The 25,747-nt window shown below is 38.6% G+C and carries 33 protein-coding genes and 1 riboswitch; of the genes, 5 read left to right on the forward strand and 28 right to left on the reverse strand.

Annotation, left to right across the window (positions count from 1 at the left end; genetic code table 11):
- Positions 1-50 precede the first annotated feature (50 nt).
- Positions 51-2,045 (reverse strand): endo-alpha-N-acetylgalactosaminidase family protein, encoded by a 1,995-nt coding sequence (locus PYS62_RS06705; protein ID WP_066713327.1) that lies wholly within the window; start codon positions 2,043-2,045, stop codon positions 51-53.
- A 135-nt stretch (positions 2,046-2,180) separates the two neighbouring features.
- Here PYS62_RS06705 and PYS62_RS06710 point away from each other — a divergent pair, with 135 nt between their 5' ends.
- The gene (locus PYS62_RS06710) at positions 2,181-3,131 is read left to right on the forward strand and encodes an AraC family transcriptional regulator (protein ID WP_066713324.1); all 951 of its coding nucleotides are present in this window, start codon (positions 2,181-2,183) and stop codon (positions 3,129-3,131) included.
- Positions 3,132-3,370: 239 nt separating this feature from the next.
- Here PYS62_RS06710 and PYS62_RS06715 read toward each other — a convergent pair whose 3' ends face one another.
- From PYS62_RS06715 to PYS62_RS06725, 3 genes are all read right to left on the reverse strand, one after another.
- On the reverse strand, positions 3,371-3,733 hold the full coding sequence (locus tag PYS62_RS06715) for an AAA family ATPase (protein ID WP_315573531.1): 363 nt from the start codon (positions 3,731-3,733) through the stop codon (positions 3,371-3,373).
- A gap of 87 nt (positions 3,734-3,820) precedes the next feature.
- The gene (locus PYS62_RS06720; protein ID WP_315574212.1) at positions 3,821-4,360 is read right to left on the reverse strand and encodes an AAA family ATPase; all 540 of its coding nucleotides are present in this window, start codon (positions 4,358-4,360) and stop codon (positions 3,821-3,823) included.
- 177 nt (positions 4,361-4,537) lie between these two features.
- Positions 4,538-5,203: an AraC family transcriptional regulator gene (locus tag PYS62_RS06725; RefSeq protein WP_315574199.1), complete on the reverse strand. Its 666-nt coding sequence runs from the start codon at positions 5,201-5,203 to the stop codon at positions 4,538-4,540.
- A gap of 2 nt (positions 5,204-5,205) precedes the next feature.
- On the opposite strand from PYS62_RS06725, the gene PYS62_RS06730 reads away from it, so the two are divergent.
- Together PYS62_RS06730 and PYS62_RS06735 are read left to right on the forward strand one after the other, a co-directional pair.
- Positions 5,206-5,898, forward strand: a complete 693-nt coding sequence (locus PYS62_RS06730) for an iron chelate uptake ABC transporter family permease subunit (RefSeq protein WP_066713318.1) — start codon at positions 5,206-5,208, stop codon at positions 5,896-5,898.
- A gap of 64 nt (positions 5,899-5,962) precedes the next feature.
- The gene (locus PYS62_RS06735) at positions 5,963-6,550 is read left to right on the forward strand and encodes a flavodoxin family protein (RefSeq protein WP_066713317.1); all 588 of its coding nucleotides are present in this window, start codon (positions 5,963-5,965) and stop codon (positions 6,548-6,550) included.
- A gap of 174 nt (positions 6,551-6,724) precedes the next feature.
- Here PYS62_RS06735 and PYS62_RS06740 read toward each other — a convergent pair whose 3' ends face one another.
- From PYS62_RS06740 to PYS62_RS06755, 4 genes are all read right to left on the reverse strand, one after another.
- Positions 6,725-7,006, reverse strand: coding sequence for a type II toxin-antitoxin system YafQ family toxin (locus tag PYS62_RS06740; RefSeq protein ID WP_066713315.1), 282 nt, complete (start codon positions 7,004-7,006; stop codon positions 6,725-6,727).
- Positions 7,003-7,278, reverse strand: coding sequence for a type II toxin-antitoxin system RelB/DinJ family antitoxin (locus PYS62_RS06745; protein ID WP_066713313.1), 276 nt, complete (start codon positions 7,276-7,278; stop codon positions 7,003-7,005). Before PYS62_RS06745 ends, PYS62_RS06740 begins: the two co-directional genes overlap by 4 nt.
- Before the next feature lie 120 nt (positions 7,279-7,398).
- Positions 7,399-7,947: a hypothetical protein gene (locus PYS62_RS06750; protein ID WP_066713311.1), complete on the reverse strand. Its 549-nt coding sequence runs from the start codon at positions 7,945-7,947 to the stop codon at positions 7,399-7,401.
- Positions 7,948-7,949: 2 nt separating this feature from the next.
- Positions 7,950-8,450, reverse strand: coding sequence for a hypothetical protein (locus PYS62_RS06755; RefSeq protein ID WP_066713301.1), 501 nt, complete (start codon positions 8,448-8,450; stop codon positions 7,950-7,952).
- A 186-nt stretch (positions 8,451-8,636) separates the two neighbouring features.
- Between PYS62_RS06755 and PYS62_RS06760 the strand changes: the two genes are divergently transcribed.
- Both PYS62_RS06760 and PYS62_RS06765 read left to right on the forward strand, forming a co-directional pair.
- Positions 8,637-8,759, forward strand: a complete 123-nt coding sequence (locus tag PYS62_RS06760; RefSeq protein WP_315574200.1) for a BrnT family toxin — start codon at positions 8,637-8,639, stop codon at positions 8,757-8,759.
- Between the two features lie 145 nt (positions 8,760-8,904).
- The gene (locus PYS62_RS06765) at positions 8,905-9,141 is read left to right on the forward strand and encodes a BrnA antitoxin family protein (RefSeq protein ID WP_066713298.1); all 237 of its coding nucleotides are present in this window, start codon (positions 8,905-8,907) and stop codon (positions 9,139-9,141) included.
- A 118-nt stretch (positions 9,142-9,259) separates the two neighbouring features.
- Here PYS62_RS06765 and PYS62_RS06770 read toward each other — a convergent pair whose 3' ends face one another.
- From PYS62_RS06770 to PYS62_RS06865, 20 genes are all read right to left on the reverse strand, one after another.
- Positions 9,260-10,012: a DUF4097 family beta strand repeat-containing protein gene (locus PYS62_RS06770; protein ID WP_066713295.1), complete on the reverse strand. Its 753-nt coding sequence runs from the start codon at positions 10,010-10,012 to the stop codon at positions 9,260-9,262.
- Positions 10,009-10,641, reverse strand: a complete 633-nt coding sequence (locus PYS62_RS06775) for a DUF1700 domain-containing protein (protein WP_066713292.1) — start codon at positions 10,639-10,641, stop codon at positions 10,009-10,011. The genes PYS62_RS06770 and PYS62_RS06775 overlap by 4 nt, the downstream gene beginning before the upstream one ends.
- On the reverse strand, positions 10,631-10,975 hold the full coding sequence (locus PYS62_RS06780) for a PadR family transcriptional regulator (RefSeq protein WP_315574201.1): 345 nt from the start codon (positions 10,973-10,975) through the stop codon (positions 10,631-10,633). Before PYS62_RS06780 ends, PYS62_RS06775 begins: the two co-directional genes overlap by 11 nt.
- A 282-nt stretch (positions 10,976-11,257) precedes the next feature.
- Positions 11,258-11,410, reverse strand: a complete 153-nt coding sequence (locus PYS62_RS06785; RefSeq protein ID WP_156422946.1) for a hypothetical protein — start codon at positions 11,408-11,410, stop codon at positions 11,258-11,260.
- A 95-nt stretch (positions 11,411-11,505) separates the two neighbouring features.
- Positions 11,506-12,672, reverse strand: coding sequence for a DUF819 family protein (locus tag PYS62_RS06790; RefSeq protein ID WP_066713286.1), 1,167 nt, complete (start codon positions 12,670-12,672; stop codon positions 11,506-11,508).
- A gap of 130 nt (positions 12,673-12,802) precedes the next feature.
- A complete protein-coding gene (locus PYS62_RS06795) occupies positions 12,803-14,038 on the reverse strand; it encodes an ATP-binding protein (RefSeq protein ID WP_156422945.1) in 1,236 nt (411 codons plus the stop codon).
- A 337-nt stretch (positions 14,039-14,375) separates the two neighbouring features.
- Positions 14,376-15,014, reverse strand: a complete 639-nt coding sequence (locus tag PYS62_RS06800) for a Na/Pi symporter (RefSeq protein ID WP_315574213.1) — start codon at positions 15,012-15,014, stop codon at positions 14,376-14,378.
- 132 nt (positions 15,015-15,146) lie between these two features.
- Positions 15,147-15,818, reverse strand: a complete 672-nt coding sequence (gene nth / locus PYS62_RS06805; RefSeq protein WP_066713280.1) for an endonuclease III — start codon at positions 15,816-15,818, stop codon at positions 15,147-15,149.
- Between the two features lie 110 nt (positions 15,819-15,928).
- Complete coding sequence (locus PYS62_RS06810) at positions 15,929-16,579, reverse strand: thiamine diphosphokinase (RefSeq protein WP_066713277.1); 651 nt, start codon at positions 16,577-16,579, stop codon at positions 15,929-15,931.
- Between the two features lie 222 nt (positions 16,580-16,801).
- Positions 16,802-17,377, reverse strand: a complete 576-nt coding sequence (pyrE, locus tag PYS62_RS06815) for an orotate phosphoribosyltransferase (protein WP_066713275.1) — start codon at positions 17,375-17,377, stop codon at positions 16,802-16,804.
- Between the two features lie 18 nt (positions 17,378-17,395).
- On the reverse strand, positions 17,396-18,289 hold the full coding sequence (locus PYS62_RS06820) for a dihydroorotate dehydrogenase (RefSeq protein ID WP_066713344.1): 894 nt from the start codon (positions 18,287-18,289) through the stop codon (positions 17,396-17,398).
- Positions 18,290-18,291: 2 nt separating this feature from the next.
- Complete coding sequence (locus tag PYS62_RS06825; protein ID WP_066713271.1) at positions 18,292-19,047, reverse strand: dihydroorotate dehydrogenase electron transfer subunit; 756 nt, start codon at positions 19,045-19,047, stop codon at positions 18,292-18,294.
- Positions 19,037-19,906, reverse strand: coding sequence for an orotidine-5'-phosphate decarboxylase (pyrF, locus tag PYS62_RS06830; RefSeq protein WP_390085789.1), 870 nt, complete (start codon positions 19,904-19,906; stop codon positions 19,037-19,039). Before pyrF ends, PYS62_RS06825 begins: the two co-directional genes overlap by 11 nt.
- On the reverse strand, positions 19,900-21,096 hold the full coding sequence (locus tag PYS62_RS06835; protein WP_156422941.1) for a dihydroorotase: 1,197 nt from the start codon (positions 21,094-21,096) through the stop codon (positions 19,900-19,902). Before PYS62_RS06835 ends, pyrF begins: the two co-directional genes overlap by 7 nt.
- Positions 21,090-21,524 (reverse strand): aspartate carbamoyltransferase regulatory subunit, encoded by a 435-nt coding sequence (locus PYS62_RS06840; protein WP_066713264.1) that lies wholly within the window; start codon positions 21,522-21,524, stop codon positions 21,090-21,092. Before PYS62_RS06840 ends, PYS62_RS06835 begins: the two co-directional genes overlap by 7 nt.
- The gene (gene pyrB, locus PYS62_RS06845; protein ID WP_066713262.1) at positions 21,524-22,444 is read right to left on the reverse strand and encodes an aspartate carbamoyltransferase; all 921 of its coding nucleotides are present in this window, start codon (positions 22,442-22,444) and stop codon (positions 21,524-21,526) included. Before pyrB ends, PYS62_RS06840 begins: the two co-directional genes overlap by 1 nt.
- Before the next feature lie 16 nt (positions 22,445-22,460).
- Positions 22,461-22,787: a hypothetical protein gene (locus PYS62_RS06850; RefSeq protein ID WP_066713259.1), complete on the reverse strand. Its 327-nt coding sequence runs from the start codon at positions 22,785-22,787 to the stop codon at positions 22,461-22,463.
- A gap of 389 nt (positions 22,788-23,176) precedes the next feature.
- A complete protein-coding gene (locus PYS62_RS06855) occupies positions 23,177-23,485 on the reverse strand; it encodes a glutaredoxin-related protein (protein ID WP_066713256.1) in 309 nt (102 codons plus the stop codon).
- A 159-nt stretch (positions 23,486-23,644) separates the two neighbouring features.
- A complete protein-coding gene (locus PYS62_RS06860) occupies positions 23,645-25,075 on the reverse strand; it encodes an NCS2 family permease (protein ID WP_066713253.1) in 1,431 nt (476 codons plus the stop codon).
- A 60-nt stretch (positions 25,076-25,135) separates the two neighbouring features.
- Positions 25,136-25,237: riboswitch (purine riboswitch) on the reverse strand.
- Positions 25,238-25,518: 281 nt separating this feature from the next.
- Positions 25,519-25,698, reverse strand: a complete 180-nt coding sequence (locus PYS62_RS06865; RefSeq protein WP_082714279.1) for a ribbon-helix-helix protein, CopG family — start codon at positions 25,696-25,698, stop codon at positions 25,519-25,521.
- Positions 25,699-25,747: the final 49 nt, after the last annotated feature.

Below are 25,747 nucleotides of genomic sequence, written 5' to 3' on the forward strand. Positions count from 1 at the left end.
TATTTCGCTCTTAAAATAGTTTGCCCCTTAAAACTAGAAGCTAAAACTCATTATTTTTGCATGGGTCTGTCTGCCTCCCTTACTGCTGTTTTTCCCCCCTCAGACGTAATCTTATAAGTACTTGTTGTAAAATCCACTAGCACTTTTGTTAGATCTTTATTTTTATTTTCCACTTCATTAGCAAACACGCTCACCTGCTTGCTACCAGCTTGGTTCAAGAAATGATGCTCTCGTAAAGGCATATAAGCAACTTGTGCATGTAAATCCGCCACCACTTGGCAGCGCTCACGCTGCATTTCTTCAGGCATAGCTTGGCTCTTAAATGCACCATCAATATTAGGATAAGCTGCATCACGAATATAATAAGGTGCTCCGCCGTTTAATAGAGCATACAGCATGTAGTCTTCTTTTTCGTGTTTTTCCATCATCCATGGAATAATTAAGCTGTCATGATAAACCAAGTTGAACAATGGTACTGGCAGGCCATATTTCGGGGCGCCTGGTTTTCTTAGCATGAAATCATAAGGCGCATAATGGCAGAAAACTAAGCTCCTCACAGCCCAATCGTTGACTTCTTCAGAGCTAGGAATGATTCCGTTAGCTGTTAGATAATCAAAGCACTCACAGCGATATTTGTAGCAATCGACTCGACTCATCAAATGTTCTGGATTGTAACATTCATCACCCTCATTACACGTAAATACATCCAAATATGCAGCGTCTAACGTTATACCAGCGTCTTTCAAGCGAGTAAAATTGCGGCGCACATATTGTCTAGCGACACTTGCACATAAGTAAGATTGGCGACCTCCAGCCCATCTTTTGTGTTCATAAATGCTGCCGTCAGATTGTTGACAGGCTTGATTTCTGTCAAAGCTAGGGGCTTTGAAGTAAAAGTCACGATACTGATCATGAATGCCGAATAGATAGCCTGCTTTATGCATAGCTTGAATTAATTGCCGCATGCCCTCAAATCCACCTGCTTTTTCACAAGCTGGATAGAAATCAGGATGTTCGTTGTCATAGCCAGGTTCTGCCCAACCGTCTAAGTGCATATATAGTTTTTTAATTTTACGCTTAACAAAATTTATAGCATCTTGTTCGCGCTCTTTAAATGTGACAAGTCGTTCGTTTTTGGTAGGGGCACTTGGATCATACATGTCAGATTCTGGCTGAATATGGGTCTTAATGCCGCAATGCACAAAGAAAGAACCCACTAAATCAGCAACTTTCTTATTTAGAGCAGCTTTGGCGCTTAAGGAAAGGAAGCGGCCCTCAGCTTTGGCTTGTTTGCGATAATAGGCACAAGCTGTGTTGTAATCGGCATTGGTAAAGAGTACCAACTGAACTACACGCTTATAGGCTAATTGGCCTAAACTTGGCTCAAAACTTAGTTCAACTTCTGTTGGCTCGTAAGCTTGGTGGGTAACTTTGTATTTAGCATTGGCTGCGGTTTTTACAATTGCCATGTAGGCTGTTTGGCCTTTAAATTGTGCAAACCAAGGTAAGTAAGCTGCCTCTGTACCAAAGCGTCCATCAAACGGTAAGTTAGGAAATGTTTCAGGCCAAGTATCTGGAATTAAAAGGCCTTGCATATAAGGGATAACAGTGTAATTAGCGCCTGTTGGTGGCGGGCAGAACTTGTTTGTGTTTGATTCTATTTCAGCTGCCGTCAGTTCCAGAGATGCTGGCCAGTTTAGCGCTTCCAATTTCAGTTCTTTGTCTAATTCACACTCAGGTATAAATTCTAAATAAAAAGTTTCGCTACTAAATTCAAGTGTTATTTTGGTGCTAAAGGTTAATTTCAGTTGTTTGCCATGCCATGCAATATTGCTATATGTCGATTTAACACCTACGCCTGTACCTGTTCGATAGCTTGTATGTTTAATCTGTCTGGCAGCGGTAAATGGTAGTTTCTCACCGTCAATGAGAAGATAAGGGCTTTCGTTATGGCACTGTGCTACTTGACAGCCATTTTGCCAAAATTGCAGGCTCAATGTGTTTTCATCCAGGCTAAAGCCACTTTGCTTATATTCAACCTCCATAAATGTATGCTCCTATACAGCTTCTTTTTTATTCACCTTGCATATAAATAAGATATCAGTCTCTGCTTAAAGTTTGTTATATATTCTGCTAAATAATGTATATAATTGAACAAAAGCGATGAAAGGAATTGGCTCATGACATACGTTGCAAGCTACCTACCAACTGAATTAGCTATTACGGCTATAATTACCGTTCACTATTTTGAATATAGCAAAGAGTTCAGCTTTGCTGGCGAACGACACCCATTTTGGGAATTTATGTATGTAAACAAGGGGCAAATATTAGTCAAAACAGATAATGAACAGCAAATTCTCAAATCAGGTCAGATTATCTTTCACAAGCCCAACGAATTTCACGCTTTGAAAGCCCATAATAATCAAGCACCGAGTATAGCTGTTGCTTCTTTCGTTTCAGCCTCGCCACTCTTAAAGTTTTTTGAGCACAAAGTGCTTTCTTTAAGTCAGGAAGAAAAAGAATTACTTGCCACGCTGCTCAGCAATGCTAAGCAGATTTTTCAAAGTCCGCTCAATATCCCTCAAGTAGAAAAAGTTTGTTTTAGACCGAATCTTTTGCCTGGTGAAAAGCAATTATTAAAAATCAGTCTGGAGTATTTTTTGCTGAAAATCAGGCAACGTAGTCTAGCCCAAGTTGTCGAACATTTGCCAAATAAAAAAAAGATTCAAATTCACACGCATCTAAGCAATTCCAAGCAAGCAATTAATGATGAGTCAGTATCAGCTCCCATTGATCTAATTTGTAGCTATCTGGAAGATCATATTTTCAGCAACTTGTCACTCAAAGAACTATCGACAATTTTTGCTTTTAGCTGTTCCAATATCGAAAGTTTATTTCATAAACACAAAGGTTGTGGTGTTTATGCTTATTTTACCTTGTTGAAGATGGAAAAAGCGAAAGAGTTGCTTAGAGAAAATCGCTTAAGTGTAGGACAAATTGCAATTTTGCTCCAATTTAGTTCCCAGCAGCATTTTTCCAAACGCTTCAAGCAATTGTGCCAGCTTACACCCAGTGCTTACCAACACTCTGTCAACGCTATCACAAAATCAATCAAAGGGGACGATATTTAAATTATCAGCCAGATCATTTTAAATAAAGCATCTGAATTAGCTTATTCAGCAATGAGATCTGCTAAGCATTTTTCATTTCTTCAAATTTTTTAGCACCTCTTGTTCTTAAGACTTCTTTATCTAGTAGATCATCTATTGAGAAAATTAGTTTTTTGGCATCCAACAACTTATTTACAATAACGCTTTCTGCACTTCCTTGGTATATGCAGGCTACTATCTTATCTTCAGCCCCATAAACTCTATGTCTCCCGTATTTTTCCTGAAATAATGGCTTCTTTTAACTGAATATAGGAGTCATAAGTAGGTACAGTTCCTCCAAGAAAATTGCTCTCGAAAGCTTCACTCTTTTTTATATCATTTTTTTGAAGAATCTCGCTAAGTTTCTGCGCATAAATACCATTTTTATTTCTAACAATATAGATTCCATCGTTGTGATCAAATTCATCAAGCAATTCTGAATAATGGGTTGAAAAAATTAATGTTGCTCCATTTTTATTTACCAGCTTATTCATAAAGAATCTTGTAAGTGTAGCTACAATTTCATGATTAAAATGATTTTCAATCTCATCAACAATTAAATATCCGCCCTCTTCAAATACCATCATGGCGTTAATAAATATGTTGATGCCTTTAATTGTCCCAGATGAAAGATATTGTTCAAAAAGAAGTGGATTTGTAACAACAATTGCTTATCGACCATAAAATTTTAATTTTGCTTCTCCAGTATTTTTATCAAAGGAAATGTTCTCAATGTTCGGATCCAAAAAAGCAATTAATTCATGCGGAAAGTTGCCAATTAGTCTCAATAAGTTTACGTTTGTTAACTTAATTAAATCCTTCAAGTAAAAGCGTTGGTTCCTATTAATAGACAGTATGATACTGGTATCATCTTTCAAAAATTCGGCCTTATTATCTCTTTTTTTAGCCAATTGATCAGAATTAAACTTAAACAAATCTTGTTTTGTTTTTACCTTAGATTTTTTCTTTACCCATAAGCGTTCATCGTTGATAATATATCTACTTTCAATTTTATTATCTTTTGTTCTGCTAATTTCTGATTCAAGCTTGCATACACCATTTTTAGGGTCAAAGAAATAGGCTATAATTTCTACATTTTCTGAATCTCGTAAAATATCTTTATTGCTAATATTATTGATAGATTCGTCATTGATAAATTCGATAACAAAAGAAATTACTTTCAGTAAAGATGTTTTACCTGATGCGTTAATGCAACAATCGAAATGACATTATTAGTATAAATACTGTTAAAACATGGCGATACCATTTCGTTATTGTCACTAGAAACTCTCTGTTCTGCAAAGAAATCGATACCAACAGCTTCTTTAAATAACGGTAAGCCTTTCACAACAATTAGCCTTTTTCTTTCAATCTAGCAGTGTACTATCCTATTCCACATAATCTCTACATTCAGTCGAACTCATATGGAAGAAGCGACGGAAAGAAGCAGAAAAATACGCTAAAGACTGGTAGCCGCAGCGGAGAGAAATTTCTTCGATGCCCAAATTACTGGAAATCAGCAAATTCTCAGCTAAGCGCATTCTTTCCCGATAGATGAAATCCTTGATATTCTCACCCATCGTCTCTTTGAAGCTATGGGAAAGATAGGAACGGCTCATGAACACCTCATTGGCCATCTGTTCTAAGCTGAGTGCTGTATCCAAATTGTCCCTTATATACCTAATTACTTTGTAAATTGCTCCGTGATGCTTGGCATGAATACTGTGTACCGCCAGCGCATAATCATAAATAATTTGTTGACCAGTTCTAACAAAATCATCCCAATTTTTAATCTCATGGAACAGAATGCCGTGCTGATAGCATAGCTGGTGAAAAGACACATCAAAGGCGTTTAAGAATATATGATAATGCGCCTGATTCATCGCATTGAGAAATACTCTGCAAAGTCTCCCTTCATTGGGGTGGTCCTTAATGAACAGAGCCTGTTGCAGCATTTTTTTATAAGCTATGTCCACTTTGCCTAAGATCGACAGCTCGCATATTTCTTGAAATCTATATAGGCGTTCATCAGCAACAAAGCCCTGATTTTCCATCAATGAATCCTGTTCGTATTGTTCTGTCAGGCGTGGCAATCAACTCGGTACTCATGGGTTTCACGACTTTATTGCAACTTATATACAGTGATAGCTTGTCGGGTGTTTTAGCCTTTTTGAACGGTTCAATTTCAGCTTCGACTTGGTATGACGTGCGCTTGATTTTAGCTAAAGCGTTACAAGCAAAGTTCAACGTGCCTTATTTAGAGCTGAATTTTTATGGCTATCAGGCTTGCTTAAATAGTTCGGAACAAATTGCTAAGTTGCTTGAGCTTAACATTAAGTCGAATTTTAGGGAAAAAGTTGATAGTCGTTGTGCGCGCCTAAAAATGCTGCCTTACTATCTTCGTCAAACGAGTAAACCGCTTCTCATCTACAGTGTAGCTAGAGAAGAAGTCAACTTGGGTTTAGCAGAAGCTCTCAAGCCATTTGGCTTGGAGTTTGCTGCGCAACTTGATTTAACGGCATCTGAAGAAGAACGCATTGCAGCTTGTCAAACGTGGCACGATGCGCTTGTCTTTGCCGATGAGGAGACTTTGGATTTACTTGATGCAAGTAATGAAAAGGTCTTAATCAGTTTCCCGTGGTATCACACAAGTATTTATGCTGAGCATCTTCCCTTCATGGGGCTAAGAGGTATGGATTACATCTTAGAAAAAGTGATGCATTACACAGCCAAACATTTTATTTTTTGAGATAATTAAAAAGTTCGCATACTTAAAAGCTAATAGTTAACGTCAACATGAAAGAGGTATAAAAATGAAATTCGCTATTATCTATAGTTCACTCACAGGTTGTACAAAAAGAGTTGCCGAGGCTTTGTATGCCGGACTTGACCAGCTTAAAGCTTATCCAGAAATTTCTCAAATTGCAAAATCGATCGACAATTTTCGCAATAAACCAGATGTAAGTGATGCCGATATTGTAGCACTCGGTTATTTTGTTTCCCAAGCTAGTATGGAAGATGATTTGAAAAAGTTCCTACCTAATCTCAAGGGTAAGCGCGTTTTCGTCTTTTGCACTTTGGCTTATTTTGCCGAATCTGAGCATGCTTTCAAGTCCATCCAAAGTGGTGTTAATTTGGTGAAAGCAGCAGGCGCTGAGGTGATTGGTAGTTATGTCTGTAACGGAGCCCTCGCCCCAGACATCATTGCGCGGTTTAAGTCAATTGCAGAAAGCAAGATGGAGGAAAATTGGCCGATGCATCATCACGCTTTTACGCCAGAAAAAGGGCTTCGCTATGAGTTATTCAAAAACCATCCTACTAAGTTAGAATGTGAGCTTGCAAGTGAGCGCTTCAATGAGCGTGTGATTTTGTCGGAGAAAATCCTAAATTTGCATAAGTGAGCTCATAATAAGTTTGTGTTTAATTAAAAAGCACAGCTGAATTTAACGAAATGTACCCTCTTTACTGCTATGTTTCCTGTTTAATGGGCAACGGTAAAGAGGGCATTTTGTATTAAAATATGATATTCCGCTACACATTAAAATTAAAAGTGACAGTTAAGCACCTATCAACACTTACATACTAAATAAATCAGCATGTGAACCCGTACGATTCAAAAACAAGACAAGGTTACATCCATCAATACGATAAACTAACATCCAATCTGGCTTAATATGGCATTCACGAAAGCCAAACAAATCACCAAACTGTTCATGATCTCTATATTTTTCGTCTAGTTTCTCACCATTAGCCAATTTATCCACGATTTTATTCAATAGATTGAGATCAAGCCCTCGCCGCTTTGCCAGCTTCAAATCTTTTTTGAAGCGCTTTGACAAAACGATCTGTAAACTCATCCAAGAACATCTTCCATTGCTTCCTTAAAATTAGCGTAACGCTTATAATTTTCAGGGTGTGCTTGCATCTCAGCATATTCTTTCAAGGTTGCCATAGTGTCAGCATTAGGAACATCTCGGGTAATTTTGAATGGAATAGCCTGTTCACGAACAGCTTGCCTAAGAAAAATTGTCACCGCTGTTGTCAGATCCATACCCAAATCCTTAAGCAAAAGCTGCGCTGAACGCTTAAGATCAGCATCCAAATTGATATTGGTACTAACTTTAGCCATAATCTCTACTCCTTTGTCATGTATTATCATTCATGATCTGAAAGTTATAGTTAAAAGTCAATAATCACACGCTTATTGCGCATATATGGAGCATATTTTACGCATATATCAGCAAAATATCTACTCATCTAAAGCAGCCTGCAATTTCTTAATTAACTCCTGATCAAACTCGTTCTTAATCATATTCAACACTTTGTTGAAAGCTTTTGTTCCCTCAGCTTTGACCTTATAGGCTTGAACATCATCACCAATTTTAACAATCAGGCTATCATCACTAAAGGTTAGCGAATTAGCTCCGTCTATACTTTTTAATACATAAGAAATTACAACTGGCGCTAGTTCCGTTTGCTTGCTGAAATAAGTATTTTGCAATTCCTTCAATGCCCGTCTGAAATCAAAGGCCCTATCTCGAATTTGCTTGTGAATGCTGTTTAATTCCAATCTACTGCTATAAGTTATGGTCTGTGCTTCCTGTTTAATGTGACAATCAATACTTGCATCTAATTTCAGGAAATCAAAACCTAGTAGCATATCTTCTCGCTGTGCATAGGTTAGAGCTGGGGTTGGATTTGGCTGTGTGTTTGTAGTTTTAGGTAGCTTATTAGGCATTTGGCAAGCTGCTAAAGCTGAAACAAGCACTATTAAACTCAAGATTTTTCGTAACTGCATGGCTAACTCTCTTTCTTATGGCGCAGATTCTTATCAAAATAGGCTTTGGCAATCTGTTCTAGCTTATCAATGCGCCCTATGCTGACTACTTTTTTACGAATGAAGTTATTGAGTTGTTGTAAACTAGTTGAGCCGTTTGCTTTGAGCTTGTAACTGTGTAGCTCATCTGTCTGTTTATCTGCAAAGGCAATATATTTATTGTTGAATCCAAAGCTCGCACCATTTTCAAAATAAAGCTCATGCATTTCCCCACCATCAGGAAGCGAAGCAATCTCAAAGTCATTCTCTTTTAATTGCATAAGCACTTTTTTTAGTTCCTCAGCCTGTGTATCGCTAAGTCTAATTTTATAACTTATGGGTACAGGCGGAATTTGTAAGCCATATTCAAAAGCTTGAGCCTTACCATCTAAGCGAAAGCCATAAAATTCTTGTGAGTTTCTATGAGTACAAGCACTCAGACAGATTAAGCAAGCAATTAGCATCCAGGAAATTATTCTTTTCATAATTTTTAGCTCCGCATTCAGCATAATAAATAATAATTTAACTATAGCATAGTCTTAGATTCAGCTCTAGTGTTAAGCGTTTTTGCAAATAAATAATCTGTAAACAAGGCTGCAAAGTTTCAAGCAAATAGTAAAGTTAATAAACTATGTTATAACTACAACATACTTATAAGGGAGGCGCTGCAGGTGCTTGTATTTGAGTGGGACGAAAATAAAAACAAGTTAAATCAGAAAAAGTACGGCATCAGTTTTGACGAAGCTAGAACCGTTTTTTATGACGAAGCAGCTATCGTCTTTGATAACCCTTAGCATTCTGGTTTCAAAGAAAGATTCATTATCTTGGGCATTAATTCTGAGGCGTAAGTTTGCATTGTCTGCCATTGTTATAGAGAAGATGATGACGTTATCAGAATCATATCGGCTCGCAAAGCCACAAAGAAAGAAGGTATCACATATGCTAAACGAATATGATATTGAAAAATTAAATCCTCGGCAAAATCCTTACGCTAAGGAACTGAAAAAACAGGTTACTATCAAAATCTCGCCCAATGTGATTGATTACTTCAAACAAGAAGCTATGCAAACAGGCATTCCCTATCAAACTTTAATCAATTTGTACCTGTTAGATTGTATCAACAAAAATAAAAAGCTCAATTTAACCTGGGAAAGCAAACAAAAATCTGCTGATTAACCTAAAGCATGAACAAATATTAATGGCTTGAAATTCGTTATAGCCAAAAAGGCCGCACATATTCAAAAAGCATATGTGCGGCCTAGTCTTAGAAGAGCATTTTGCCTTAGCTTTTCCCTTACTTCTCAGCGCAAGAAAGGTTGATATTGCCAACATTTGTGTCTAAGTCAATATAGACTTTGTCGCTGCCTGTACCTTCTTGCATAAATTTAGGGTCAATATTGATTTTACCAATATCGCTGTCTTTATGTATGACGTATGTCTTAGTTGGGTCATGCACTAGGCTGGCTTTTATAGCACCTACATCAGCATGCAGTTTCAATTTTTTAGTAATTTGCAAATTACATAAATTAACTGCTCCGACATTACTGTCCACGCTTAAATCTTGAATAGCCATGTTTTCGATACTAACCAAACCAGCATTCATATTTAGATCAACTTTATCAAGTAAATGTGGCACCTCCAAAACAATCTTTGAACCCATATTGCGTTTAAGCTTCGGAATGTCAAAAAATACAAGCTCCTTAATTTCCAGTTTTTTGTTGCCTTGGGTTATTTTTAAGCCACGCTTGTTGCCGGAATACTTAACTTGATAAACATTAGAGCTAGAAGGTCGAATTTCGACACTTGCGGCATGAGCCTCTATTGCAATTTCATCTAAATAAGGTTTTATAGTATAGGTATCTACCTTCTCATAATCATGGTTAGAATCTGAATCGTTAATACGCATGTCATTCATTATTTCTAGGGGTAAACGTCTATATATACTAGAACCTCCATTAATCAAGCCAATTAAACAGCAGGCTATACCGATTACTAAAAGTGTTAATGCTATGCGAATCATCTTGTTGTTTACCACCTTTCGTGTCATTTGTTTTTCCTCACTTTCGCCATAAACGCTACTGTCAGTCGGCGGCTAACAGTTCGTATCAACTGCCAAGCTTTCATTAGTAATGTGACCAAAAATAGCACACAGCTAAGTCCAATCAAGCCTAATCCGACAACGATAGCAATTTCTGCATATGTCGAACTGAAAATTCCAAGTACGCCATAATAAAAGATGCTAGCTAATACCCAAACAACAGCCACAATGCAAGCTAGAATTAACGCAATAATCGAAAAGCTGATAATGCAAGCTAAAAGTGCTATCAAAATGACCCCGATAGCAATAGGAATGCCGATGGGTGCTGCAACTAGGCAAGCTAGAATCAAACCGAAATGGCTTCTTCTACCTTCGATTCTAGTTTCGTGCTTGTTAATAAATTTCTTGCGCTTTTCTTTTTTCTCAGCCTGCTTGATGTCTTCAGTCAGCAATTTACTCAATATTTCAAAAGCTGCATCTTTCGGCGAACCTAATTCTTTGATTCTCTCTGCTTCGCCCTCTTTACCGACTGCATCAAAGCCTTCCTTGAAATAATTCAGCGCATCTTGATAATCAGGTTCTGGCAATTTACGAAGATAACGGGCCAGTTCCGCCATATATTCTTCTCTATTCATCATATGTTTTACCCTCCACAATAATAGCATCCAGTACGCTTCTATACGTTTTCCATTCGCTTCGAAGCATAGCCAATTGCCCTTGGCCCTCTTCCGTTAAATGGTAGTATTTACGGCGTCTACCTTGAATTTCCTCTTCATATGTAGTCAAAAAGCTACTATTGACCAAACGCTTCAGAATTGGATACAGGGTTGATTCTTTGATGTCGGCAACTTGCTTAATTGAGCGGCTGATTTCATAGCCGTAGGAGTCAGCTTTAGCAACTATGGCTAAAATCATGCATTCAATCAGCTGTGCCGAAACACTGTAATACATGCCTGTTTTATCTCCTCCCATATATTTCTTTTCTATATATAAAAAATTTATATATAGAATTTATGCATATAGTATGCCTGTGTCAAGAAATTGTCAAGCCCAAAAAAGAGGACATTTTCATGTCCTCTTTTAACTTATACTTTGTTTTTCTTAATAAATTTCTCGGCTGCCTTTGAATATTTAACCTTGTAGGAGCTCATCTAAAGGTAATTCCTTTCCCTCCCAATCAGCGAAATTAATATTTAATGCTTCAATTTCTGTTTGTTCCTGTTTGCAAATATATCCACAGTTGGCATTGAGATATTACAACAAACTTGCATTTTCACTTCTGGCAATTTCTTTTAAAGCTGTGTCTCGCAAAAATTCAGGAAATGACATTCCCTGTTTCTTAGCATAATCATTGATAATTTCATAAATTGGAGCGGTCAAAGTAATACTTTTTCTAATCGTACTCATAGTTAACCTTTAGCCTCCTTAATACACACTATACTTATGGTGTGCATTAAACAATTTACTAATCCATAAATCCACGCCAACAGTTTGCGCTCAAATCACAGCAAATTTCCCACTATCGTGCCTAAATAATTGCCAATGATATAGCCAAACAGGCCTACAAAGATACCTGGGCCAATCAAGGAAGACCAACCTTGCGAAATTGCCATGGCTGAAGCTGTAGCAGGACCTCCGATGTTAGCATTGGATGCGATAATTGCCTCTTCCAAACTGAAATTAAAGAGCTTGGCTGCACCGAATGAAAAAAGCATATTGAAGCAGACCATGATAAAGCAAAATACCAACAAAAGTGGCGCTGTTTCGACAATCACCTGCAAACTAGCTGGTACACCAATCACCACAAAGAAAATCTCAATTAAGAAATTGCCAACTTCTGGCGCGCCTTTGATGCTTGCACAATATTTTGGGAAAATAGTTGCTAACAGCATCGTAATTGTCGTAATCAAAAGATAGGTATTGCCAAGTAGTTGCTGCAACAAATTACTCGCAAAAGTAGTAGTTGGAATTGTCTTAGCAAAATAATTAGCTAAGCTGTCACTGAAAGCCACAATTGTAACAGATACGGCAAATAATCTGGCTAAGTCTATGGCGTTAATTGATACTTTAACTTTATTAACTGTTTCATTCTGTTCAGCTTTTAGATGGGAAAAATGGCGCTTAAAAAAGCCAATGCGAGGAATGGTCACCAGGATAATAAAATACAAGGCCATATTGAAATTGTCCGCAACTGTCGTAGCTGACACTAACGTCTTATCTAGCTTAAACACTTGCGCCAAAGCTACGAAATTGACGCCACCACCGATATATGAGCCTGTCATCATACCAGCGATATGATTTAATTGTGGGATAAAAGCCTGTAAAAGCACATGGCCCACAACCGCACCTACTATCGTACCAAGGGCGCCAACTATGAACAATAGTAAGCTTCGCCCAGCTTCTTGAAAGATACGGCGTAAATCACTTTGAAAAAGCAGCATCGGTATGGATAAGGGTATGACATAGGTCCAGATATTGTCGTATACCGTTGATTCTAAAGGTAAGATACGCAAATTAGTCAGTAAGGCTGCACCTAATAAGCCAATCACTGCCGCTGAAAGCTTTTGCGCCCATTTGTAGTTTTTTTCTAATTGCAGAGCGATTAAAGTTAAAATTAAAAGTATGGCCCAAATTAGCCAAGTTTGTTCGGCTTGAATTACTGTCTGCATATCTTTCTCCATATTGAAATAATTAACTTGCAGCTAAAATACAAATATTGTCTAATTATATTGATTCTTGTATCCTCTAGCAAGTTACAACTTTGTTAAAGGTCAAGTATTCACCTTTTTGTTTCGCTCGTTACAAATCTAAACTATCCTTGTTTAACAAAAAGTCAAACAAATTTATGGTAAGTATGCCGTTCTCATCCCAATATGGTTTTATGCGATCTTTTACAACTAGAATTTTTTTGAACGAATCAGCGATATTTAGCAAAGATGCTTTTTCTTGATTTATTTTTTCGACGTCAGGAAGACTATATGCTGACTGGACATAATATCTTTTACTGCCACGATTAACTACAAAGTCAACCTCAAGCTGTTTCTTAACATCACAACCATTAGAATTTTCTCTTTTTACGACCATTCCTACATCAACCATATAGCCACGGTATCTTAGTTCGTTATAAATAATATTTTCCATCAAGTGAGTTGCTTCAACTTGTCTAAAATTTAAGCGTGCATTTCTCAGTCCTATATCTTCAAAATATATTTTGTAGGGTGTTCCAATATATTTTCTACCTTTTACGTCATATCTATACACTTTGTTCAGCATAAATGAATCTTCAAAATAGCCGATAAACTTATCGATTGTATTAGCTGAAATTTTTGTGTTTTTTATTGATTGGAAAGTAGCAGCTAGTTTGTTTGGGTTTGTAAGCGTGGAAATACCTGACGCCAAAATATTGAGTAAATCTTCTAATTCAGTAGTTATGCATATATCGTACCTGTGAACAACATCACGTAAATAGACATTTTCTAATTGCCCTTTCAGATAATTCATCTTATCTTCATCCGACTGCATTAAAACCTGTGCTGGTAAGCCGCCATACACCTGGTATTCAGCAAAGGCATCTTCCTTATCGCCAGCGTAAGCTTCGAGAAATTCAGAAAATACCAAAGGCATAACATGCACTTCATCTCCTCTGCCTGCAAATTCAGTGATGACATCTTTAGATAGAAATTTAGAATTACTACCAGTAACATAAACATCAAAATTAGCTTGACGTAAAAAGCCGTTTAATACTTGCTCAAACGATGCCAACAATTGAACTTCATCTAAGAGAATATAAAATTTTTCATTATCATTTGTTTCGCTCATGATATAGTTTAAAAACTTTTTGGGATCAACTAATCTTTCGCCACTGAGAACATCTAAGCTCATTAAATCTTCGCCGATTTTTAATAAATCTCGGCCTGAGTCAAAGGCAAATTTGATGATATGGCTTTCTTCAACACCGCTTTCAACTAAATGGTTATAAAAAAGTTTATTAAGTAGATAAGTCTTTCCACTTCTTCTGATTCCAGTAATAATCACGCTTTATTTCCATAGATACGCGCCTTTCCTATTTAGAATTATTTCCACAACGGAATAAATTCTAAACAAACTATACAAGATGTGGCATTTAAACTCAATCCTATTTATAGAGCGTGATGCTTCTCTTTATTCCATAAATCTAGGTCTTCTCTATTTAGAATTACTTCCATAACGGAACAAATTCTAAATAGCCTATATTACCATCAAAGGCAGGCCTCTAAAATCGCATCTTCAATTTGCTTTAAAGCTAAAGCTGGGAAGTCTTTACGTAGTCTAGGTTCAAGTTGAAATGTCTTATTTTCAACAAATATTTCATCCTGACCTGGCAAAATACGTTCTAAGACATGCACAATTTGCTTACAAAGCGGCAAAAAATCAGCATACCAATTAAGTTAAAGAGAAAATGTCCAACTACTACTGTCATTAATTTGTTCAAAGCGAAATAGTCACTGATACCAATCAGGCAATAAACAAATGGCTCAATTAAAATTAAGAAGAGCAATGAAACTATGACATTAAAAATTAAATGAAAGAGTGAAATTCGTTTAGCCGACAAACTAGCTGTACTTAAACAAGCTAACGCCCCTGTGACAGTTGTACCAATGTTAGCACCAAAAGTTAAACCGACAGCTGCATAAAGTGTAATAACCTCTTTGCTATATAAAACTTGAATAATACCAACAACTGCAGATGAAGATTGCACAACGCCTGTGATAAGCGCACCTGCTAAAGTAGCTAGTAAAGGATAAGCAGAGAACTTAACAATTAAGCTCTGAAATCCATCGACATATTGTAAATCTTGCAAAGCATTTCCCATCATTTCTAAGCCTGTAAACAGCAGGCTCACTATCGCGCCTAGAATCGGATTGGAGGTATATTTTTCGATGTAATAACGGAATTTGCTGCCGGCAAACTTCGTCAAGTTGTCGCCCATCAGATGCATACCATAGAGAAAAAGTGCTAAACCGCCAGCAATGTACTGCTAATTAATTTCTGCCAAGCTTATACCTGTCATATGAAACTCCTATACAATTTTCAAAACACCGACACCCTGTCGGCCAATACAATTTTTATATAAGAAAAAAGCAAATTTTTTCAGCACGTTTTTTCAACACTCTTTAGGTAAGCGTTCTAACAATTCAGCTTCTTCCATAACCTGCTTTAAGCGTTCTATGCAAACTTGATGTTCATGCTTTCTCGCCACGCACTGATAGCGCCCGAACAACAAGATTGAATGATGCGATTGGCGCCACAAGCTAGGTGGCAAAACTTTGGTCATTTTCTTCTCTACGTCTAAAACAGAAGCGTCCTTCTCAACAAACTGGAACCGTTTACAGATACGTTCCACATGTGTGTCCACCGCAAAGGCTGGGATATCGAAAGCATTGGCCAAAACAACGTTAGCTGTCTTTCTCCCCACTCCGCTCAATGAGGTAAGTTCTTCTCTCGTCTGAGGCACTTCACCATTAAATTTGCTAATTAGCTGGCTAGATAATTGTTTGAGATATTTCGCTTTATTTTTGTACAAGCCAATTGTTTTGATATATGCACTAATGCTCTCTTCACTCGCCTCACTCATGGCTTTAGCTTTCGGATAGGCATTAAATAGATCGGGCGTTACTTTGTTGACGGCTTTGTCGGTTGTTTGCGCACTCAAAACAACTGCACATAACAATTCAAAGCTGTTTGTAAAGTTGAGCTCGGAGCGATCTTGTGGATACAGAGTAATCATGGCGTCAACAATTCTACAAATTTCTTGGGCTGTGTACAATTTTGGCATAGCTTCTCCTTGGCTTTTCTGATAATTTTCTAATGTTGCTCTATGTTGTTAAGTTCTATTTCTGTGTCGTTGAGTTCTGTCTGCTTTGCCTAATTTCTAACTAAAAGCAATCAGTACAAGCGCATTAAGAGTAATTCTCCCTGGCCAACTTTAACTTCAGCTACCTGTCCTTTTAATACCTCATTACTGGTGGCATATTGTTCAGCACAATTAATGCAACCGTTAGTAAGTGGGAATTTGGCGCCCGTGATATTAATTTGGCTGGCATCGCCGTTTACAGTCAGTAACGAAAAGTAAGCAAATTTATCACTGATTTTACAGCCAGCTCGGCCAATAATTTCATACTCTGCATAGTCATCCACCAAAAGCACTTGGCAGCCGTGCTTGTATAAATAAAGCAAAAGCGCAATATTAGCCAGACTGTGATCCATGCGCTCACCAATCAAGCCTATCAAAACAAATTGGCGATAGCCTCGTTTAAGCATAATTTTGGCGGCATACATGCTATCAGTGTCATCTTTGGCTCTCGGCAATGTGATAATTTCAGAGGCATATTTTCGCGCAATAGCTATAGCTTCAGTTGCCTTAAAGCTATCAAAGTCGCCCACGATCAAATTAGGTTTAGCGCCTAATTGTTCTTGATGTCGCAAAGCGCCATCACAATAGGCATAAAAGTCTGTCTCAGCAAGATAAGTTTTGCAACTTGCATAATTTTTAATATTGGCTGCGCCCACTATAACGCAGCGCCTAGTTTCTTGCATAGTTTCCTCTCTATCCCATAAGCTGCTTTCAGTTTCTTTCAATTATAACGCATGCCTGTTTACGAAATTGTGATTTACTCCAAGAATTGTGCCTTTCTTGTATACTAACTCCGACGCAAGCTCTCACATTTTTAAGCCTGTCGCTAATAAAATAAGCTCAACCATCTTCAGAATGAAAACAGCTGAGCTATGTTTTACATTTATCTCTTAATGCATGGATTATTACATTTTGCGGCTACCTGGTTTAACGACTGGTAATTTGCCATCACGGCACAATGGGCACTCGCCTGCCTCATAAGCCTTAACTTGTAAGCTGATAGCTGGATATAAGGGTTTGGCTGTAAATTGGCCGTTACTGCGATCAACAATTGACGCAATGCCCACAACTTCGCCGCCTTGTTGAGCTACTACTGCTGCACTCTCCAACGAAGATTTACCCGTTGTGACTACATCTTCTACAATCAACACTTTTTCACCCCGCTTAACCTGGAAGCCACGGCGGAAGGTCATGATATTATTTTCACGTTCGGTAAACATAGCACGTACGCCTAAGCTGCGGGCTAATTCATAAGCCACAATTATACCGCCCATAGCTGGTCCTACCACACAATCCACCTTTACATTTGCTTCAGTCAAACGTTCCTTGATCACTTGGCAAATTGTGGCTAAACGCTCAGGGTACATGCAAACCTGCGCACATTGAATATAGCGATCGCTATGCTTACCAGAGGACAGCAAAAAATGTCCCTCCAACAAGCTATGACTTTGTTTTAATAATTCCAAAACTTGATTTTCCATATTTCCTCCGTTCAGGCACTAAATAATGCCTCTTATTTCACTTAAATCGTTAATTTTTTCCTGCCGCATAAAATTGGCAATGCCCTGAATGATTTTGGGCATAACTGTTAAATCCAAAAAATTAGCTGTGCCAACTTGCACTGCCGTTGCACCAGCCATGATAAATTCAATTGCATCGTTGGCATCCATAATGCCGCCCATACCAATAACTGGCACATTAACTGTCTTACAAACATCACGCACCATACGCAAAGCAATTGGTTTGATACAGGCGCCTGACAAACCCGCTGTCACATTATCAAAGACAGCACGGCGCTTATGTATGTCAATTGCCAAAGCATTGAACGTGTTTACTAAGGATAAGCAATCAGCTCCAGCTTCAACACAAGTGGCTGCCATCGCTTTTATATCCTCAGCATTTGGGGAAAGCTTCACCATGAGAATTTTGTTGGTATGCTGTCTAACTTGTTTGACAATTTCATAAGCACTGTCGCATTTAATGCCAAAAGCCATACCGCCTTCTTTCACGTTGGGGCAAGAAATGTTAAGTTCAATAATTTTAATCGCCGTTTTTTCCAACATATCGATTGATAACAAATAATCCTCAATTTTGCTGCCACCTACATTAGCGATAATCTCTGTCCCTAATGTCTGCATATACGGCAGCTCTGTCTGAACAAATGTCGGTACTGACGGATTTTGTAAGCCGATACTGTTCATAATCCCGCTACTTGTTTCGTAAATTCTCAGGCCAGTATTGCCAGGTTTGCCGTAGTATGTTAAGCCTTTAGTAGAAATACCGCCAAGTACACTCACATCATAGTATTCAGCATATTCACGGCCAAAACCAAAAGTACCAGAAGCAGCTATCACAGGATTTTTGAGCTTTACTTTGCAAATATCAACTTGCATATTCATAAGCACACCTCCTCTGCCGCAAAAACTGGCCCATCCTTGCAGACTCTTCGCATACCCAAATTCGTGACACAGCTACAAGCCAAGCAAGCGCCGATGCCACAAGCCATGCGATTTTCCAAAGATAGATAGACTTTGGCCCGTAAATGTAATTGTTGCAATGCTTTCATCATGACAGTCGGTCCACAACAATAAACATAATCATAAGTATCTGTAATTAAATCAGTGACAAAGCCACGCTGACCGACGCTACCATCATTCGTAGCAATGAAGGTCTGAGACACATAATCTGCACACTCAGCTACACCGTAAACAGTTTTGCGGAAACCTGCATACAGATCTATTTGCCACTTAGACTGTCGATTGGCAGCTTGAGCAGCTTTAGCTAAGTAGGGAAATGGTGCTATGCCAATGCCGCCTGCAACCAGTGCGATTTTGCAAGGTGTATTAGGATCTGGCAAGCGAAAGCCGTTACCCAAAGGTCCCAAAACGTCAACACCATCGCCTACTTTTTTAGTTGCTAACTCACTTGTGCCTTTACCAACCACAGCATATAAGAAAGTCAGTGTATCAGGCGTCCGATCGTAAATACTGATTGGTCTAGGTAACATATTGCGATCACTAAAGCCCTTCAGCATGAAAAACTGACCAGCCTTAACTTCCCGCTTACAAGCTACTGTCAGCGCATAAATTCCTTGGCTGACTGCCTGATTTTGCAAAATTTTGACTTGTTCGTATGCTTGTTTAAGCGCCATAAATATCCTCTCGCATTTTAACAACTGCTTCACGGGTATAGTTAGAGAACTTAGCTTCGCTCTCGCCACCATCTGGGAATTTTTGATAGTACTTTATGATGCCACGCGAGGAATTGACCACGCCGCCGTTAAAATCCTGTAAGTAAGTGCGAATATTTTCCGCCTTAGCACCTTGGGCGCCATAGCCTGGGAGCAGGAAGAATTGCTTAGGGTAGCGTTTGCGAATAGAAGCAGCTTCCTCCGCATGCGTAGCCCCGACCACCAAGCCTAAAGGTGAATAAGGTTCATTGTCTAATTCTTCAGTTAAGCGTAACAGGTCATCGCCAACTTTGTAGTACAAAGGTTCACCGTGGTAATCTAAGCATTCAATATCGCTAGCCCCAGGGTTGGAGGTTCTAAGCAAGACAAAGGCTCCTTTGTCACCACGCTTCAAGTAATCCAAATAAGGTGTTACGCTGTCTAGTCCCATATAAGGACTCAAGGTCACAAAATCAGCTGCAAATTCGCCTGTAAAGTGAGCTTTTGCGTATTCTTTGGCTGTGGCTGCAATGTCACCACGCTTGATGTCACCAATGCTGAGCAATTTATGTTCTTTTAAATATTGCAATGTGCGAATATAAGCACGTAAGCCGGCTAAGCCGTTAGCTTCATAGTAAGCAATTTGTAATTTGTAAATAGCAGCAATATCTTGCGTGGCCTCAATGATGGCCAGATTGTATGCTAAAAGTTGTTCCTCAACACCGCTATATTTTTGTTTGATATAGTCGGGTATATAGTCTAGATGGCTATCCAAACCGACACAGACAAAACCTTTTTTGGCAATTGCTTCATACAAGCGAGCTGTGATTAAACTCATAATTCAACACCCTTTCTATACTTTATGACGCCGTCTTTCATTGTCCAAACTACTTCACCCTGATAGCTCTTATTGATAAAAGGCGTATTCTTGCTCTTGGAATGCAAGTTGGCTGGTTCAATGGTTCGTACAGCATCTAAGTCAATTAAAACTAAGTCTGCCTGATATCCTAAGCACAGGCGGCCTTTTTTGATTTTTAAAATTTCAGCACCTTTCGCACTCATCAGCTCTGACAGCTTTTGCAAACTGATGCCGTGTTCAAGCACCAAGCTAGTGTAAAGTACGGAAAACGCTGTTTCTAAGCCTACTAAGCCAGGCGCGCCCTCTTGTTTGTCCTGTTCGCTATGCGGCGCATGATCAGTCCCGATAATGTCAACTAAACCATTCTTAATGCCCTCAATTAAAGCCAATCTATCTTTGGCATGGCGAATAGGTGGATGGACTTTGTAAGGATTATCTGAAAGCGCTAAGTGATGAGGAGTAACTTCCACAATCACGTCTGTCCCCTTAGCTTTAGCTTGTGCCACCAGCTCTAATGATTTAGCTGTACTCATGTGACAGAGGTAAAGTGACGCTTTCAGTTTTTCTGCCAAAAGTAAATCACGCACCAACATACTTTCTTCGGCTAAGCCGCTTTCATCTGGTGCAAAAGCTGGATTTTCCTCATGCACTTGCACTAATTTGTCGTTAGCTTTGGCAGCTTGCAAAGCCTTTAGCATCACTTGATCAGAGCTAATGCCACGTCCATCATCAGATAATAGGAGACCATGGCAATTAGCAAAATCTGTTAATTCTTTTCCCTCTAAGCCATAAGTCACTGCCTGTGCTTGATAAACATCGATCAAGTCTAATGCTTTAGCCCGTTTCATGATTTCCAGCTGTTTCTCTGCTGTATCACAAACTGGCTTAGTATTGGCCATCAAATTGACTGTGGTGTAGCCACCAGCTAAAGCAGCTTTAGAACCTGTTTTTAAATCCTCTTTGTAAGTCAGACCTGGATCGCGGAAATGGGCATGTAAATCGACAAAGGCTGGCAACAGTGTTAAGCCATTTACATCAATTATCTCTGCCTCTAGGTTATCGAAAGCTGTTACAGATCCGATAGCCAAAATTTGACCGTCTTTTAAGAGTAACGAGCCAGCCATATTCATTACGGCATCTACTAAGTGGGCATTTTTAATGACAGTTAGCACTCTTGGCCTCCACATTTATATAAGTTGTCGCAATAGTGGCAACGGTAAATTACGGTTTTAGGATTCATTAGGTGGAAATGTTGTTTAATATTTTGATGATTGCTTATGCAACGTGGATTTTTGCATTTGATAAAGTCGTAAACTTCGTTCGGAAATTGTACTTTGTATTTGTTGACTACCTGCTCATCTTTGATTTCATTAATGGTAATTTGTGGATCTAGCAAGCTCAAAATACTGTAATCAAGCTCTCCAGCCTGTTCGATTTTTAAAATGTCTTTTTTGCCTTCTTTAGCCGAGCTAACGTTCATCAGCAAAGCAACACTGTAAGGTGATTTAGCTAAATCTAACAATTGGTAAATGCGGTAGCCTAAACCAGCTTTGATATGATCGATAACAACTCCGTTCGTAATACTATTGACTGTCAACATTATTTTACCTCCAATAAGCGCAAGATAAGTGCCATACGTACGTACATACCATTTTTAACCTGATTAAAATATTTGGCGCGTGGATCTTGGTCAACTTCTTCAGCAATTTCATTCACACGCGGTAGTGGGTGCAGAATAATCATGTCTGATTTAGCTTTGGCTAGTTTTGCCAAATTCAAGATGTAACTATCTTTCAAGCGAATGTAGTCTGCTTCGTTGAAGAAACGTTCTTTCTGGACCCGAGTCATGTACAAAATATCTAGTTCATCAATCACTTCATCTAGGCTGCTAACTTCTTTGTACTCCAAATTGTTTTCGTTCAAGAAAATACGCAAGTAATCTGGAATTTGTAATTCTTTGGGCGAGATGAAAATGAATTTGTTACCCTTAAATTTGCTTAGCGTTTGGACTAAGGAATGAACTGTACGACCGAATTTCAAGTCGCCGCATAAGCCAATCACATTATTTTCCAAGCTGTGTTTGTGCTCGTAAATTGTCAGTAAATCCGTTAATGTCTGAGTTGGGTGTTGGTGTCCACCATCACCAGCGTTAATAAAAGGTACTGGGCTAACTTCTGCTGCTAAAGTGCCTGCTCCCTCATGCGGATGGCGCATAGCAATGATGTCTGTATATGAGCTCACTGTCCGAATGGTATCTTTGAGGCTCTCGCCTTTAGTTGTCGATGAGACGTTAGGCTCTGGAATAGTCACAACTGAGCCACCTAAGCGTAACATAGCTGCTTCAAAGCTTAAGCGTGTCCGAGTAGATGGTTCAAAGAACAAAGAGCCTAAGACTTTGCCGTGACATAAGTCAAGATATTGTTCTGGCTGTTTAGCGATTGCTTCGCCTAATTTTACAATGTCCAAAAGCTCACTTGCACTCAAGTCAGCATTCGTGACTAAATTCCTGAATTTTCGCATGTTTCCTCCTCGTTTTCTACATGTCAACTTCATAAGCTTTGCAAAACGGCATTGCTCGTCGGCCAACTTCTATGACTAATAAAAAAGGGAAATGAAAAATCATTTCCCTCTGAATTAAATATAAGCTCATTAAATAGTGAATTAAGAAAAAATGTTGCTTTATAAAAGCGTTTGGCTCTCTATGAAAGTGATGGGTAATAAAAAAGCCAACTACCAAAGGAATAAGGAAGTCAGCTTCAGAATAATTATCATTACAATCAATGGAAAAAGGGGGAATAGTATCTAGTGGCTGTAATCGTCTGATCAAGCTACAATTCAAACGTTGCCTGTTCGTTCTGTTCATGCCTTATCCTCCCTGCACATTGCTGATCATTCTAACTAAATATGGCTTTAGTTGTAAAGGATATTTAATAGTTAGCTCTATTTTTTCACTTGTTGTCACATTTGTTGCGGGTGTTTTGACACTGCTTTCAAGCCTTAGGCAAAATTGCAATTGATTTAGTCAACCAAAAAGCCGCCAGCGGAGGGTGCTAGCAGCTTAGAAAGCTGTTATTAATAAAATTCTAATTTCTTCATACAAATTCTCCCTCGTGTTTGTTAACTTCAAGTGCGCTATGTTTAACAAGCAAAAATAGACTTTGACTAGTGCCAAAGCCGCAGTTTTAGTGGAATTTGCGCAATTTTTACGGCTTAATTTTAGTTTGGAAATCTCTTTTTCATCTACGTTTCAGATTAGCAGCCTGTTCCATCCAAAGAGCAAGCTTGCCCTTTAATTACATCCGCTTCTGTTCTTTGCTTAAGGCCAACTACAGCTGGATTTAGGCTAACTGTCCCATCTTCTAACATAAAGCACGGAATGCCGATACTACCAGCTTTTTTCGCCTCTAAAAAAGCTTCTAACTTATCTCGCAAGCTCAAAAACTCACGCAAGTTCCTAACGTTTGCACCAATATCAATTATTTGAAAATTGGCATTGTCCTTAATTTGTTCATCAACAAAGACGCAATCAGGACACGTCGGCATACCATATACTTTGATCATATTTCACCCTTTCTTGAAACTAATTCAACGAGCTAAGGTCATTGAAATTAATTCAGTAGAACTAGCCCTATTCTCTAACAAACAGACCAATTTAACAAGTAAAAAGCCCTATGACACTAGGCCATAGGGCAAAAGGAAGTTAGACGCTATTTTCTTCTCTTAAAGTAAAGCCAAAATTAAGAAATTCAAAGCAAACAATGCTGTTGCTAACCACAAAATCGGATGAACCTCTTTAGCCTTGCCTTGAGTAACTTTAACTAAGCAATAACTGATAAAGCCAAAGGCGATACCATATGAAATGCTGTATGCAAAGCCCATGAAAATGGCAGCAAAGAAAGCCGGAATTGCTTCGGCCAAATTCTTCCAATCAATCTCTTTCAAAGCAGATAGCATCATGACGCCCACCATAATCAAAACAGGAGCTGTTGCTTCAGCTGGCACAATACCAACTACTGGTGCTAAGAAAATGCTCAAAGCAAATAAGATAGATACGACAACAGATGTTAACCCTGTACGGCCACCAGCACCGATACCAGCAGCTGATTCTACGTAAGTTGTTGTGTTAGATGTACCGAAGATAGCACCGATTGATGTAGCGATAGCATCTGCGAACAAGGCACGATCCAATTTGGTCTTAAAGCCACTTGATTTAAGCATGGAAGCTTCATCTTCAGCGCTAAAGATACCTGATACACGGCCTGTACCAATGAAAGTACCGATTGTATCAAACGTATCTGACAAAGAAAAGGCGAAGATTGTCATCAAGATTTTCAATAATTTGCTTGGGTCATTGAACAAAGATTGCAAACCAGGGTTACCAAATGCAGCGCCGAAAGTGATGCCTAATTCTTTGAAGGCCTGTGTAACACCATTAGATATGCTCAATTTGTCAATCTGCGTTACACCAAATGGAATACCCAGCAAAGTGGTTGCTGCGATTGAGAAAATAACGGCGCCCTTGACTTTAAGCACAAGTAAAACAATGGTAATTGCAATACCTAACAAGGCTAATAAAACATGTGGGGTATTAAAGTTGACTAAGCTAGGCACGGCAGCAGAATTGGCAACAACTGTCGCATCTGCTGGTGTTTTACCTAAGAAAGCATAAGTACCAGGATTAGCTGTAAAGCTTAATAAGCCTGCGTTTTTCAAGCCGATATAAGCTACGAACACGCCGATACCACCACCAATTGCATTTTGCAAGCTGCTTGGTATGGAGCTTATCAATAATTTACGGATCTTACTCACGGTAATCAAAATGTTGACGAGGCCGCACAAGAAAACCATTGCTAGAGCTTCTTGCCATTTGAAGCCAAGGCCGAAGCAAACGGTGTATGTGAAGAAAGCATTCAAGCCCATGCCAGCAGCTTGAGCATACGGAACATTAGCAAATAGGCCCATGACCAACGTGCCGATAATTGCAGCGATGATAGTGGCTAGGAAAACGCCACCAACTGGCATACCTGTTTGTGACAAAATGGCGGGGTTAACGAATAAAATGTAAGACATTGCAAAAAATGTCGTTACGCCAGCGACAATTTCGCGTGAAATTGTGGTGTTGTTTTCTTTTAACTTGAAGAACTTTTCCATGAAAAATAACTCCTTTTGCCTTGCGGGCGAATTTATACCAAAAACTCGCGCAATACAAAACAAAGCTATCGTAAAACCAATAGTCAAACGAGCATAAGGCGTTTGGTAGAAACTTTGGGACCATACCTCCCAGATTATATTGGCAAGTTGTTTGAATACTTGGCAATATTAACATCAATTAATTAAAGTCGCAAGCTAAACCAATTCGATAACGCCACAGGCCTTTATAATTTCCGACCAATGCTTTTCCCACTACTTTGGGATTATTATATTGCGAAATTCCTGCAATTTTATTGATAATTCTAATCGTAATTTGTTTGTATAGTTATTTTATTTGTCTAGTTATTTTATTTGCCGAGCTACTTTATTGGTAAACTCAATCTTCCATTGCATAAGCTTCAGCCTTCACCTGTTCAAAAGGTACAGTTTCTAATTTGCCAGCCTTATAATCTTCCACATCTTGCATTATTTCGTAGCGCAGCATCAATTCTACAATACATCAATTCTTCAATATTATCTTCAATTAGTTCACGTAAATAGTAAGATTTAGTCCTACCAGTTTCAGCCACAAGACGCTTCAATTTTTCGTTAGTTGCATCGCTTAATCTTATTGTTGTTACCATGCAATCCTCCGCTCATATTGCATTCATGCAAATACAGCATAAAACTAAA

Source organism: Amygdalobacter nucleatus, from assembly GCF_029167365.1.
GTDB classification, from domain to species: domain Bacteria; phylum Bacillota; class Clostridia; order Saccharofermentanales; family Fastidiosipilaceae; genus Amygdalobacter; species Amygdalobacter nucleatus.